Annotated in this window: 11 protein-coding genes; 8 read left to right on the forward strand and 3 right to left on the reverse strand. The window is 44.6% G+C overall.

What is annotated here, in order from left to right; genetic code table 11:
* Positions 1-41 precede the first annotated feature (41 nt).
* The 5 genes from OE749_RS09650 (at position 42) to OE749_RS09670 (ending at position 7,491) form a co-directional block, all read left to right on the forward strand.
* Complete coding sequence (locus OE749_RS09650; RefSeq protein WP_263712240.1) at positions 42-986, forward strand: arginine deiminase-related protein; 945 nt, start codon at positions 42-44, stop codon at positions 984-986.
* 203 nt (positions 987-1,189) lie between these two features.
* Positions 1,190-4,870 (forward strand): ATP-binding protein, encoded by a 3,681-nt coding sequence (locus OE749_RS09655; protein WP_263712241.1) that lies wholly within the window; start codon positions 1,190-1,192, stop codon positions 4,868-4,870.
* Positions 4,867-5,502, forward strand: a complete 636-nt coding sequence (locus tag OE749_RS09660; protein ID WP_263712242.1) for a condensin complex protein MksE — start codon at positions 4,867-4,869, stop codon at positions 5,500-5,502. Before OE749_RS09655 ends, OE749_RS09660 begins: the two co-directional genes overlap by 4 nt.
* Positions 5,503-5,514: 12 nt before the next feature.
* Positions 5,515-6,735 (forward strand): phosphoenolpyruvate carboxylase, encoded by a 1,221-nt coding sequence (locus OE749_RS09665; protein ID WP_263712243.1) that lies wholly within the window; start codon positions 5,515-5,517, stop codon positions 6,733-6,735.
* A 141-nt stretch (positions 6,736-6,876) separates the two neighbouring features.
* Positions 6,877-7,491, forward strand: coding sequence for a hypothetical protein (locus OE749_RS09670; RefSeq protein WP_263712244.1), 615 nt, complete (start codon positions 6,877-6,879; stop codon positions 7,489-7,491).
* 68 nt (positions 7,492-7,559) lie between these two features.
* On the opposite strand, the gene OE749_RS09675 is transcribed toward OE749_RS09670, so the two are convergent.
* Positions 7,560-7,730, reverse strand: a complete 171-nt coding sequence (locus tag OE749_RS09675) for a hypothetical protein (protein WP_263712245.1) — start codon at positions 7,728-7,730, stop codon at positions 7,560-7,562.
* Positions 7,731-7,872: 142 nt separating this feature from the next.
* On the opposite strand from OE749_RS09675, the gene OE749_RS09680 reads away from it, so the two are divergent.
* Entirely contained in the window at positions 7,873-9,261 is a 1,389-nt protein-coding gene (locus OE749_RS09680; RefSeq protein WP_263712246.1) for an alpha/beta fold hydrolase, read from the forward strand.
* 29 nt (positions 9,262-9,290) lie between these two features.
* Here OE749_RS09680 and OE749_RS18580 read toward each other — a convergent pair whose 3' ends face one another.
* Positions 9,291-10,376 (reverse strand): methyl-accepting chemotaxis protein, encoded by a 1,086-nt coding sequence (locus OE749_RS18580; protein WP_318527872.1) that lies wholly within the window; start codon positions 10,374-10,376, stop codon positions 9,291-9,293.
* 147 nt (positions 10,377-10,523) lie between these two features.
* Here OE749_RS18580 and OE749_RS09695 point away from each other — a divergent pair, with 147 nt between their 5' ends.
* Positions 10,524-10,787, forward strand: coding sequence for a hypothetical protein (locus OE749_RS09695; protein ID WP_263712247.1), 264 nt, complete (start codon positions 10,524-10,526; stop codon positions 10,785-10,787).
* A gap of 50 nt (positions 10,788-10,837) precedes the next feature.
* Here the strand turns inward: OE749_RS09695 and OE749_RS09700 are convergent, their stop codons facing one another.
* Positions 10,838-11,395 (reverse strand): NAD/FAD-utilizing enzyme, encoded by a 558-nt coding sequence (locus tag OE749_RS09700; protein WP_263712248.1) that lies wholly within the window; start codon positions 11,393-11,395, stop codon positions 10,838-10,840.
* A 371-nt stretch (positions 11,396-11,766) separates the two neighbouring features.
* Between OE749_RS09700 and OE749_RS09705 the strand changes: the two genes are divergently transcribed.
* Positions 11,767-13,434, forward strand: coding sequence for a methyl-accepting chemotaxis protein (locus OE749_RS09705; RefSeq protein WP_263712249.1), 1,668 nt, complete (start codon positions 11,767-11,769; stop codon positions 13,432-13,434).
* Positions 13,435-13,585 lie beyond the last annotated feature (151 nt).

Consider the following 13,585-nt stretch of genomic DNA (forward strand, 5'->3'; position numbering starts at 1 on the left):
CATAGCCCTCTTTTTAGTAATTGTGATGTTGATGTAAAGTGATGAGTTCATTTTTTTCAGAAGCGCCGGCTAATGCCGTACTGATGGTGCCACCACGGCACTTTGGCTTTAATCGTGAAACCAGCAAAGACAATGTGTTTCAGCACCGCCCTACGACCTCCTCTGAGCGCGTTCGACAATCAGCCGTCAGCGAGTTTAATGCCATGGTGCATAATTTGGAGCAGGCAAAGATAAGCGTCGTGATCATGGATGCTCACGACGAGAAACACACGCCCGATGCAGTTTTTCCGAATAACTGGTTAACGACTCATCCCTCGGGAGAGGTTCTACTATACCCAATGCATACACCCAACCGACAAGCGGAAGTGAAGCCCAAGGCACTCAAGCGTGTGCTTAACGAAGCGGGATATGCGGTTAATCAGTTAATGGATGTTGCGACGCTTGAAGCCCATTGCTCTGGCAGTTTAGAGGGCACGGGGGCAATGGTTTTTGATCATACCAATCAGCGTATTTTTACTGCACTGTCGGAGCGTTGTGACAACGTATTGCTTGAGCGCCTTTGCCACTACGGAGGCGTAAACGATTACATTACGTTTGATACCCAAGGGTCAACAGGAACACCGATTTATCATACTAACGTGCTAATGAGTATTGGCCCGACGCTGGCGATTGTGTGTAAAGAAGCCATCGTTAAAGACCAACGGGCACGTGTTATGAAGGCACTGAATGCAACGCATGACGTGATGGAGATTTCCATGGCGCAAATGGAAACACAATTTTGCGGCAACATATTGGCCGTTAAAAATCGTCAGAATGAAACATACTGGGTTATGTCGTCTTCTGCGTATCATGGCATGTCTGCATCGCAACAAGCACAACTCAAGGAGCACGGCCTTCCGGTAGTATCTTCTATTGAGACTATCGAGCGTGTGGGCGGAGGGAGCTGTCGATGCATGGTGGCTGAGATTTTTCTACCAATATTGTAAAAAAAATGAGCAGTTGTGATGGTTACTTCGCGTATTTTATATTGTTCCCTGTCATTTAAAGGTAAACTGCAAGGGTTTGTATTTGGCCGCAGCACACGAATATAGAGTTGCGCCGGCCTCGCACCGCCTCTAACACCTTATAGCCAGATAACGATAATCGATGTGTCTGCGCGGTCGTCAATAAGAACAGCAGTAGGAATTCTATGCCAGGCTTACACCGTATAATTTTGATTGATACCCACCTTCCCGGCGTGGTTGAGTTGAAACTGAATGGACATACCAATATTTGTGGTACGAATGCATCAGGAAAAACCACGTTGCAACGCCTTATTCCCGTTTTTTACGGCGAATATCCGAGCCGTGTTGTTCCCGCTACACGAGACAGTTTTGAAAAATGGTACTTGCCTCGAGAGTCGAGCTTTATCATTTATGAATATGCTCGGTTTGAAGGCGATTTGTGTCAGGTTGTACTCGCATCATCAGGCTCAGGTGTTAATTATCGTTTTATCGGCAAACCTTTTGAGCTAGAAGATTACTTGTACAAAAACAACCAAGGTGATCATAGCAGTGTGACCATGAATGAATTGGCGAGGAACGTAAAGCGCGCCAATATCATGGTGACAAATTTGCTTAATACCAAAGAGTTTCGTGCGATTTTGCAAAATGACCGCACCGTGCTAAATCAATCAGCCAATAACAGAGAGTTGTTGGGGTACGCTAAAGTGTTTAGCTTGTGCGAAAACAACACCCATTTGCGGCACATTGAAAAGCTAGCAAAAGCCGTGCATTCCAAAGAAGGCAAAATGGAAACCATAAAAGCCATGATTGCTGCTATTTTGGAAGAAGATGGTGTGCAGCCCCCTAGCTCAAGCTTAAGCCGCAACCGAGTAGAGGATTGGATCCGCGAATGCCATTTGATTAAAGAATTTGACGCGATTCGTCCTGAATTTACCAAGTTGGAACAAGCCCACCATGAGCTTGAACAAGGTGAGAAGCGCCTCGCTGAAATTAAGCACCTTTTATCTAAAGATGCGAATACTCTTGCGGCACTTATTTTGTCGAGGCAATCAGAGCTTGAAGACGTGATTCACGAAGTGAAGAAGTCTGAAAGCCAGTGGACTCAATTGCGTGATGAATTGAATCAACAATTGTCTTCAGCCAAAGGCGATATCAAGAAGTATGAAAATGACTTACAAGGTGTAGAAGATGAATTCGATCACTGGCAGTCACAAAATATCGACACTCACAAGAAAAACTTGCAACAGCTCCCTCAATGGCAAAGCGAATTAGACACGCTTAATACCCGCTATGCGCTGTTAACAGAAAAACATCAAGATATTGATGCTGCCTACAATAAGCGAAAAGCCGACATTAGCGAAAAGTTGACGCAAGAGCTTGAAATATACAACGAAGAAAAAGCCGAACTTCGAGAAACCCTAGCGACGCAACAACAAGATGCACAGCGTGCGATTCAAAACGTGAAAGCCGAATTTCAATCTCAGTTGAGCCATATCGATCAAGAATATAAACAGCAACTGAATGAATTAAAGATTAAGCATGCTGAGTTGTCTTCAGCGCTGAAAAATGCCGGGTATAGTGAATTTGAACAAAGCCAGCTAGACTTGCTGGATGCCGCTATCAAAGAAGCTAGCATTCATGAAGATACGGCGAGAGAAACCTTAAGGCATGCACAAAATGCATTGCAGTCCGCTCTTAAAGCGCGCCAGAATGCGTTAACTGCGCTGGAGCAGACTCGCCGAGAGCACCGTGAACGAGAACTTGATGTTGAAAAGGTGGAGGCATTGCTTTATCCGGGCGAAGGCAGTGTGTTGGAGTTTCTTCGCAAAGAAAAACCAGATTGGGAAACCACGCTGGGTAAAGTGATCCACCCTGATCTTCTCTCGCGCACCGATCTCAAGCCCCGTCATGATGACAATCAAGACACGGTGTTTGGATTATCCCTCGATCTCACTGCTGTGAATACGCCAGAGTATGCCAATACAGAGCAGGCACTTCAGTCTAAATTGGCTGAGGCGCAGCGGGCGCTAGAGGTTGCGTTAGAAGCACAAAGTGATGCTGAACTCGCCCTTGCTAAAGCGTCTGAAGTGGTCAGCAAAGCCGAGCTTCAGCAGTCACGCGTTGAAAGTGAATGTAAAACAGCACAAACCAACCGTAAACGTGCGCAGTTAGACAAAGATCAGGTGCAAAAAGAATATGCGCAGGCATTGGCAGAACGTAAGCAGCAGGGCAAGGGCTTGGTCGCAAAAAATGAGACCGAGCAAAAAAACTGTCAGGCTAATCATGCGCTTGCTATTCAGGAAGTTCGCGATCAACAGCGAGAATCTGAAACAGAAACACAGTTTCACTGGCAGCAGTTAACGGGCGATACAGAAGATAAAATTGCCATTGTTGAGCAGCATATCTTAAAAGCAAAGCAAACGGCGCAACAAGACAAAAAGCAAAGCGACGAGTGGCTTGAAAACGAGCTTAATAATCGCGGTGTTGATGTAGATGAAATTGGCGCATTGCAGAAACAGGTCAGCGGGCTTAAAAACGATATTCAAGTTACTGAAGCCCACCGAAACAAAGTCAGAGATTACGAGCGTTGGTACGACGTGGTCTTTACGGGGCACAAGGTGTCGTGGCAACAAGCGCTAAAAGGCGCCAAGCAACAGGCGAGTCAAGCAGAGCGAGAGCTGGCCAAGCATGAAGCGCAATACAAACAAAGCCGTCAAGACAACAAAGACAAGCAAACAGCGTTAGAAGCAGAACTAAAAACGGCGAAAGAGCAAGAAATTGATGCGCAAACTCTACTTAAAGGGCTGACCAAACTCACGCTGCCAACGGCCGACATGGTGGAGTCAAACGCGACGGTAGGGCAACGCATTTCAGAAGGTCAGAGTTTGCTGCAAAATCGTGAGCGTCAATTAGCAGACATAAAAGCCTACGTTGAACACTTCGATCAACTTATCGCTGCTCAGGCAGGCACAGGCTTATCTGATACGTGGGAACGGGCGCGCGAAGAATGTGCCGTGACAACGTCCCAGGGCATACGTAGTGTTGATCATCGTCGCTTAGTGAGCCATTTAGCGCAGTTGCTTAATGTTATTGTGCCGCAAAAACTGAATGGGTTGCGTGAGCAAGGGCGCATTTTTGGCGCAGATTTAACTCAGTATTACAACGTTCTCGAAGACATTGATAAACGTATTGCCAGCCAAAGTCAGCGAATTTCAAAAGAAGTGGATCAAGAGTTGTTCTTAGATGGCGTATCTGAATCATCGGTACGTATTCGCTCTAAAATCAGCGAACTGGAGTTCTGGCCTGAACTGGCGGCATTTAATCGCCTGTATCAAAAGTGGATGGCATCCGGGGCGGCTGAGCTACCGTCTGAAGACTACGCACAGAGCATGCGTCGTGTGTTAGATATATTAGGGCGTGCAGCGCTGACAGGCGGTATCAGTAAGTTGCTGGATATCGAACTGCACATGTTTGAAGGCAAGTCTGAGCTCTTTATTCGTACAGATAGGCAGCTAAACGAATCATCGAGTCATGGTATGGCTTACCTAATTTTGTGTAAGTTTTTACTGGCCTTTACTCGCTTACTCAGGGGAGATGCCAATGCCACGATTCACTGGCCGATTGATGAACTGGGCACGTTACACCAGTCAAATGTAAAGAAAATTTTTGACGCCTGTCAAAATAACAATATTGCCGTTGTCGGTGCGTTTCCGAATCCGGAGTCTGATGTGCTCACACTCTTTGATAATCGTTACCTGATTGATAAAGCCACACGCAAATTACAGGTCGTGCAGCCAAAAACCAGTGTTATCAGTGAAAGAATTAAACAGCGTAAGCAGCAAGCGTCCGAGGAGGTTAGCGTATGATGACGGAACAAGGTCGAGTACTAGAATTGTTGCTTTCTGGTGCGTTTATATGTCAGGTCAGTGATGAAGACGCATGGCGCTTTATCAAAACATCTGGCAACAGTGAAAAATTAGAATCTCAGCTTAATATGCTTAACCGCACACTTGCGTCTGCGGCTGATGGTGATGTGTTTTTTGCCGCGTATCTGACGCTGTCTGAGAAAGAACGCAAAGTCATTGGTGCGCAGTTTCAGGAGGTGTCGGCGAACCTGTTACCCTTGGTAGAATGGTTATTGTTGATCCAACAGGCCAATGGCAGCGATGTTCCCGTGACATCGGGTTCTGCGCTGCGTCTGTCTGAAATCCAATCTGTGATAGAAGATACACCTGCTTACGCGGAGCAGCTTGAAAAAATTTCTCGCTACAGAATGTTTGGCTCTACCAGTACGCAATTAGATGGCCAGTTAAAGCAGGTGTTTAAACGTCTGACTGATTTAGGCTATTTGCTTAAACCCAACCAAGAAAAGCAAATCTATATCGCAACGGGAAAGATTGAATACTTATATGAAGTGATTCGCTTTATCGACGAAACCGAAGCACTGTCACTGACTGAGCAAGCTGAGTCTGCTGTTCAGCAAGGTAGCTTGCTGTAAGGAGCGCCTGTTATGAATCAAAATATGTATCAGGCTGGCGTATCACTGCTTAATGCGTTAAGTCGGCATGCTGATTTGATAATGCATACTTATATGTCTGGCACTGTCGATGAATCTAAGTACAGTGCTAAAGTGATAGAATCTTTGATGCAGCAAGATGTGCTTTGGCGCCCTGACGGTGAGAGTAAAATTCGACTTAAGCACGCCGTACGTAATTTGTTGGAAGGCAGCTTAAAAGATGAGCGCAACCGTCAAATTGATGCCAATATTGGCTCGGCGTTAAACAGCTTAAAAACTTTGGCTGCTCACTACAAAGAAGCGATTTATCATCAACGTTACGCCGAGGCCGAAGCTCACTTGTCTGATCTCGGCGAGCATGTTTATGCATTAACTGAATCGATGTCGAACAATGTGCGTGTGTTGTTTAGTCGCATTAACAATGAATTTGGCTACGTTTCTTCAATAGATGCCAAAATTCGAGAGAACGAATTGGCGCAGTCACAGGTGTCTGAGCTGTTAAGTCAGTTAGAGCTATTTCGTTTTGATGAGCTGAGTGAGTTGGCAGGCAGTAATCGTGAATTGCGCCAGTTGTTGGTGGTCACACTACAACATAGTTTTTCTCGCGCGACGCAGGAATTGTCAATTGTTCAAGGTCGGCTATTAGAACTGCTCGGGCGTTTTCGTGAGTTCAGAGGTCGAACACGGCTGCTTAAAGGCTTTTTGCTGCATATGGAGCAAAAGCCAGACTTTGCGCCCGGTAACTATACTAACCTCACTCAGGTTCCTATGTTGTTTAATCAGGCGGAATCTATCATCAAGCCGGCGTCGGTTGACGTTAATCGGGTTGAGCATGAGAATGATCTGCAAGTGCTGGTGGGGAATATCAAAGCCCTTAATCGTATCGCGCGTGGCGCAGATGAAGACCGAAAAGCCAGTGTGATCCAAGTTGAAGAACAGGCTGAAGTGAGTTTTGTCGAAGACGAGTATAAGCAAGCTGTTGAAGCGTATTTCTGTCACGTAATCGACACGGGGGAGCGTTTAACTGCGTTGCAATACCATGAAAAACAGTCACTGAATTTTGATCCTGAGGTTTGGATTTATCAAGTTATCGGCGGCTATCATGGTTTAAGTTTCGAAGAGCAACAGTATTTTGCCATTGATACCACAGGGCACCCTGATCCTGTCTATGACGGCAACTTTATTATTGAAGACGTTGAATTGGGATTACGTTGATTGGCGTTTAGTAGCCATTTTTGTGTCTACAAATTAGGTCACACGTTGTCTGATGCTTGCGCGGTTGTGGCCGAATGGCGGTTTATATGGCGGTACATTAGATATCGTTCGCGTTTATTAATCACTATATGAGTTTGTAAAATGAAATTATTTGCGTTAGTCATTAGCGTTCTCTTTGTTATCAGTGGGTGTGCGTCCTCTGTTTCGAGCAATAGCGAAAATACGTTTAGACACTCTCCAACTGGACTAGAGGTAACAAAGTTGAACGGTTGGTACTTTCATCTTCCCTTTGGAGAAGTTGGTTTGACAGAATCTTTGATTTTGAAAGATGAAAGATTTCGTCAAGCAATCAATGCACATGCTGAAGTTCCACTCGTAATGATTAGTAATAGTGAGGATCCCGAAAGTATTGATAACCCATATATTCGAATTATGGCCAGAAAGTCTCCAAACCTTGTGGGAACAGATATGACAGTGCTTCTTGAGTCAGTTATTCACACAATATCACGGGTGTACGGGGAGACGAGTTGGGTTGAGAAACCTAGACCTGTCAGCATTGATGGTTATAACGGCGCAACATGCGAAATAGAGGCGACTGTTTCAATTCGGCATCTTGGAGAGAAAACATCAAATGTACGACTGTATATTGTGATGAAGGAAGATACAGTTTTTACCATTGGCTGGAATAGTCCCTCTGAAATTAGAGAAGAAACAGTGGATGATCTGGAGAAAATTGTCTCAACGATAACCCTTTGAAGGTAAATTACAGAGGATTTAAGCCGCAAATTAACTACGAATCCTACATTGAGACAACTATTGGGGTGCTACGTGTTATGTTTTAGCTCACCCCACGGAAATTGCCTTCCAAGGACGGCACAATGTTGCAATTGGTCGTTCAATTCATCTAAAAGGCGCATAACCTCTCGGCTAGCAGTCTCCATGGCTTCTAACGCAGTTTGCGCTTTATCGAACTGATTAGCCACCGCAGCTTGCATGGCATCGAGCCGCTTTTAATGTACAGTTACATACTTTTGTGAAGATGTAGCAAAACTTTCATTTACTCTGGCATTGCGTGGGGATAATCTATGAGCTCCCCACAACAATGCATTGAGAGACTCATACTCAAGGAAGATGTATATGAACGGTAGGCTTATTTTTGCCAGTATTCTGTTGCTTAGCATTGCGTGTAAAGCACTGGCTAGTGCGGATTTTAAGCCGTGCACAGATATCGCTGATTTGCCCGAGTTGCAAAATACGTTATGTTTGACCGTGAGTGTGCCCTTGCACTACACCAACCATTCGGCCAGCGAAGATATCGAATTATTTATTCGCCAGTTTCCAGCCACAGAGCGACGCGTAGGTGCGCTATGGCTGGTGGCAGGCGGCCCCGGTGAATCAGGAGCGTCCTTTTACACACTCATCGATACGTATAGACAAGCGTTTCCGGGGTATGACATTTTTATCCCTGACCATAGAGGCACCGGATACTCATCTACCATATGTAAAGAGGAGTCAGTGACGTCTACTGGCGGCATCTCGCTGGTAGGGCAGGAGTGGGCGACGTGCTTTTCTTCCATGTATGAAAATCCAAACTATGTTAAAGCATTTAGCATCACCCATGCCGCGTATGATTTAGTGGAGTTGATTCAGCGGTTAAGTGGCAAAGGGAAACGGGCGCTTTATGGTGTGTCTTATGGTACGCAGCTCTCGTTGAGGGTGTTAGCCATAAACCCCAATATTGTTGATATTGTGGTACTTGACTCTCTGGTGCCGATGCAAGACGACTCAGCGTACGATCTAAGCCGCCGCTCTCACATTGTGAATGCTGTCGGTAAAGCATTCATTGAACGCTGTGACAATACGGCCCACTGTCAACAAACTAGGGAGCTGACAACTAGGTTGGCAAAACTTGTAGCTGAAAAACTGTTATTGTCAGATTTTTCGGCTGATTTACCTCGCTCTCACTTGTCGGATACCTTAGGGATGTTGCTGGATATTCCGCATCTACGATCGCGTATCCCCTCTATTATTTCTGCGCTTAATGATCACGACGTGACTCTTCTGAAAAGCACGTTGCAAGATGTTGAACACTATTATGCAGGTTTTAATAATGGGTATGCCAACTACGGTAGTTCAATACCATTGGTTCAAGTGATTTCGTCATCAGAAAACAATCTACAATCCTCGCTCAGCAAAGACGAAGTGAAAGGCGCAGAGGCTAACCTTCTTTTTACCAGCCCAATACCCAGATTATTGGCTGGAAACACGCTGCCGACTTATGCAAAAGACCGTTATTTCGCAGCGCTGCCAAAGCAAATTCCTCCTACCTTGGTATTTCAAGGTCAACTTGACCCTAAAACGCCAATTGATGGCGCTCAAAAGCATGTTAACAAATTGACTGGCGCGGGAGAGATTGAGTTGATTACGGTTGAGCAGGCGTCTCATTTTGTTGCATTACAAGCAAAAAATCATTTTATTGAGAAAACCAACGCGTTTTTAAACCGCTCTGAGGCCAATTTACATTAGTACTTTTGAGGAGCCATAAACGCCATTGTTTAATCTTGCAATTCGTCTAAGAGGCGCATGACTTCTTGGCTAGCCGTTTCCATGGCCTCTAACGCAGTTTGCGCTTTATCGAACTGATTAGCCTGCGCCGCTTGCATGGCCTCTAGTCCCATTTTATGCACGGTTGCATGGGGTTTGTCGAGTTGCTTAAATGCGTGTTGATTACCGTATTGTTCTTTTCCTTTCGATTGATACCATTTTCCTAGCCGGCACATGGTGTGATCGGCAAAGGTGCTGGGAGATTTATCTGATAAACCCGCAATCACAGCATATACGTCCCCCTTCCAGACTACATGATCGAGCTTCACCGTTTGAATAAATGTTGTGACGGAAGAGTCAGAGATGGTTTTCTGCATCGAATTGCAACTAGCAATAATGGTTCCGTAATCTTTGTCCAATGCGCGAATGCCCTCAGCCAGAGAGTCATTTTGTGACTGAACGTGTGTTACCGTCGACACCGCGTCTTCTGTGGATTGAATGATTTTGTTTACCAGTTCTGACACTTCATTCGCAGACTCGTTCGTATTATTGGCAAGGGTTCTTACTTCATCTGCGACAACACTAAAGCCGCGGCCAGCATCACCTGCACGAGCGGCTTCGATCGCAGCATTCAGAGCGAGTAAGTTAGTCTGATCTGATATTTTGGAAATGGTCGATACAAACTTGTTGATAGAATCAGCGGTTTCTGACAGGCCCGAAATATTGTCGGTCATGCCTTGCATATTCTGACTCAAGCGGTCTACACCGCTCACAATTGCTGAAACATTGCTGGAAGAGGCCTTGAAAAGGCCTTTAAAGTCATCAACAGACTCGCTTTCTTGTTGAATCTTCTCATAAGAGCGTAAAACCTGTTCTCGAATCGACATGATCTGAAGAATACATCCTATTGCCGAGTGTAATGTTGCAGTTTGAAATTCATCGTCGTTTTGGGTCGTTGTGTATTGGGTTTGCGCTTTTAATGAATCCGATAAACTGCGCTCTCTCTCGGCTAACGTTGCCTTGAGTTGATGCAGTTCTTCTTCCAGCGCAATACGCTTGTTTTTTTCTTCTTCATATTTAGATGCGAGCACGAACATGTTCTGGTGTGAGCCTTAATTACCATTAGATAACCTACAACATAGTTGTTTAACATGATTTTTGCTCAGGTTATTGAAAATAAATCTTGGGTTAACTTGAGCGACAAGTAACAGCGATTACACTTAAAGAACCTGCAACCGAGTGATATGTTTGTTACGCCTATGTACATTGATGACCGAGTAGAGCATGCCGTGAAACATGCAGGGCAACCTGTTCCCGTGATTTTGACATGTTCGGGAAGTTTAACGAAAGTGGAATCAGCACTGACGACCCATAATATACCTGTGACTGGCAGTACGCCTGAATTTTTGGTTTTGCATGCTGAGATAAATCAGCAGCAGTTGTCTGTGTTAGAAGGGGTAAAAGGGATTGGCAGCATAGAGCTAGATGAGAATACAGGCACGTTCTAAAAAGCGCCGCGTTTAGCAGCGCTTTTTCGTCAAATGTCAGCGGCCTTTGTTTAAGGCGTTGTTTTCATCACGTTTTGAAATTTCTCTTGGCCACGAATCACCCATGAGGGGGTTGCCTCGCCTGTTCCCGCGACTTTTAATCTCGGGTGGCGCTCGACCACATCAGAGAGAATCTTTTCTTGCTCGGGTGCGACATCAACAAAAAAGACGTGGTAGCCATTGGCGAGCAGCTTCTGAAAGCGTTTGAATTGGTAGTTAGGTATTTGAATTCCTATCAAGCCACCCTCCCATGTACAAAAGCCTAAGAGTACAACGGAAAGAAAAATGAAAGGAAGCCAGCCAGCTTCTGTTGTATGCCAACCCATAAAATAGGTAATAGACAACAATATCAAAGAAGCAACAATTCCGACAACAGCACCGAGTTCTGTTGAATGAACAACATCCTTTTTTAAGACGGGTTCAATGGCGTTTAGATGGTGTTTTTCAACTTCTGCATCGTTTTCACTTAATACATGCAGTTGTGGTGTAGTGAGCCCTTTAATTTCGAGTTCTCGCTCAATGACTTCTAGGTCGTCAAGGTCATCACTTATATAGTAATGTCTTAACATAATTACCTCCAGCAATGTGGCGATTAGACACACTTATAAAACATCATAATAAGCGACCTGTAATTAACTGAGTATAGCAGCTAATTGGTTATGTCGATTTTTACGCATAGTAATGAAATAAGGTTTAAAAAAAGGTCAAAATTCATACTTGCTGGCGCACGTTGTGTAGATTGAATGGTTGGGATGCGAATAAGTATTCTTAATAAAAGTATTAAAGCATTTCTTAATTTTGTCGATTCTATAGGATGAGAACACAGATAACCGTATGTTCTGACAGGAAAATACGTTCTATATGCGCGTGCGACAAGGTTGTCATAAAAAAATAATAATCGCTCGTCATAATGCCTGCGCTAAAGGTGTTAATGCAGTTTATGAAACACCCAGATCAAGGTAGTACACACATGTTCCATTTCATTCGAAATAATATCCGCAATAAACTCTTACTGCTAATTTCCACTGCATTGTTTGCTGTGGCTATTGCTGGGTTTGGTGGATTCTCTACGTTAAATAGCGTAACGAAGCAATATAGCTACACAGTTAACCATGATATGCACTATATCACTGGAATTGCGATGTTAAACTCAGACTTCAAAACGCAAGTTCAGGAGTGGAAAAACACCTTGCTACGAGGAGCTGATCAGGAACAAAGAGATAAGTACTGGGGGCGATTCTTAAAAAGTAGCGAAGCCATTCAAAAAGATTACTCTGCGTTGTTGGCTGACATGCCGGCAAACTTTCCATCGCGGCCTCATCTGCAAACCTTTGCTGATAGCTATCCTGACATGGTGCAGGCTTATAAGCAGGGCTATGAGGCGTTTGTCGCGTCGGGCTTCGACCACAGACGCGGTGACAAAGCCGTAAAAGGCATTGACAGAATACCTGCAAAAAGCTTGAGCGAAGCAGTCAGTGCAGGAGAAAAGTCTTTGGAGCAAACAAGGATCACATTGAATGACAAAGCCAGTATGGTGACGATTGCCACAGATATCGTCATGTTGGTGGTCATTGTGGTGAGTGTTGGTGTTACGTCATGGTTTATTGATACGCGTATTGTTAAACCATTGAACCGATTATCTGCGGCATCAAAGCGTATCGCCAAAGGCGATTTTACTGATGACATCTCGGTAGTCACTGAAGATCAAATTGGCGACGTGTCTAAGAGTTTTGTGTTAATTCAGCACGATCTGAGTCAGGTTATCGTGGGAATTCAAGATGACTTGGCACGGTTAGGGGGAACAATCGACACGCTTCAATCGGCATTTCATAATGTGAAGCTTGGTATTGATAAGCAAGTTTCTGAAACTGAGTATCTGGTGAATCATGTCACAGACATGACGCAAACCAATCATACCATCACTGATACGATGCAACATGCCAATGAAGCCATTTCAAACTCGGTAAAGCGCGTGGACGAAGGACGTACTCTGTTTAATGAGAACGTACTCATTAATCAAAGAATGTCAGAAGCAACACACAATGCGTCAGACATTATTGAAACCCTCAAACGAGATTCTGATGATATTGGTAGTATTGTTAATGTGATCAATGGCATTGCGGAGCAGACCAATTTACTCGCATTAAACGCCGCGATTGAAGCCGCACGCGCTGGTAAATCAGGTCGAGGGTTTGCGGTAGTAGCCGATGAAGTACGTACATTAGCAAACAAAACGCAGGAATCCACAAAGCAAATTTCTGACAACATTGCCAAATTACAAGAAGCGGCTGACAAAGCGGTGGTGGCAATGGATACGGGTAAAGAGCAAGCACAAGTGAGTGTAGAGCAAGCCAAGAAAACGTCAGAGTTTGTGACGCAACTGCGCGAAGCATTTGAAGAGATCCGTACGTTAAATCAAGATATTGAATTGGCCGTTCAGGATCAGGACAACAATACGCAACGGGTTAATCAAGGGTTAAAAACGATTGAGGGAGTGAGCGAATCTTCAGCGAGTGAGGCTATATCCTTGGAAAATGCTGCCGGCACGCTAAAATCTGTCTTTGAAAATATTGCGCAAGCGACGGCTAGTTTCAAACCTAAGCCATAAAAAGCCAAACAATAAAAACTAAGCAACAAACAGCACATTAAATTTTAATGAATTGAGCAGAGATGTTATCCCAGCAGTGTTATTGACTGCTAGGATAACGCTATTTGGTATTGGGTTGCGCATGTTGTCATGCTTGCATCTTATTTTGGTC

Source organism: Fluctibacter corallii, from assembly GCF_025751585.1.
In the GTDB taxonomy this organism is placed as follows: domain Bacteria; phylum Pseudomonadota; class Gammaproteobacteria; order Enterobacterales; family Alteromonadaceae; genus Fluctibacter_A; species Fluctibacter_A corallii.

Excerpts from the sequence above, each read along its gene's own strand:
- OE749_RS18580 (WP_318527872.1), bottom strand. The coding sequence starts at position 10,376 with ATGTTCGTGCTCGCATCTAAATATGAAGAAGAAAAAAACAAGCGTATT.
- OE749_RS09665 (WP_263712243.1), top strand. The coding sequence starts at position 5,515 with ATGAATCAAAATATGTATCAGGCTGGCGTATCACTGCTTAATGCGTTA.
- OE749_RS09650 (WP_263712240.1), top strand. The coding sequence starts at position 42 with ATGAGTTCATTTTTTTCAGAAGCGCCGGCTAATGCCGTACTGATGGTG.
- OE749_RS09680 (WP_263712246.1), top strand. The coding sequence starts at position 7,873 with ATGAACGGTAGGCTTATTTTTGCCAGTATTCTGTTGCTTAGCATTGCG.
- OE749_RS09695 (WP_263712247.1), top strand. The coding sequence starts at position 10,524 with ATGTTTGTTACGCCTATGTACATTGATGACCGAGTAGAGCATGCCGTG.
- OE749_RS09700 (WP_263712248.1), bottom strand. The coding sequence starts at position 11,395 with ATGTTAAGACATTACTATATAAGTGATGACCTTGACGACCTAGAAGTC.
- OE749_RS09670 (WP_263712244.1), top strand. The coding sequence starts at position 6,877 with ATGAAATTATTTGCGTTAGTCATTAGCGTTCTCTTTGTTATCAGTGGG.
- OE749_RS09660 (WP_263712242.1), top strand. The coding sequence starts at position 4,867 with ATGATGACGGAACAAGGTCGAGTACTAGAATTGTTGCTTTCTGGTGCG.
- OE749_RS09705 (WP_263712249.1), top strand. The coding sequence starts at position 11,767 with ATGAAACACCCAGATCAAGGTAGTACACACATGTTCCATTTCATTCGA.
- OE749_RS09675 (WP_263712245.1), bottom strand. The coding sequence starts at position 7,730 with ATGCAAGCTGCGGTGGCTAATCAGTTCGATAAAGCGCAAACTGCGTTA.
- OE749_RS09655 (WP_263712241.1), top strand. The coding sequence starts at position 1,190 with ATGCCAGGCTTACACCGTATAATTTTGATTGATACCCACCTTCCCGGC.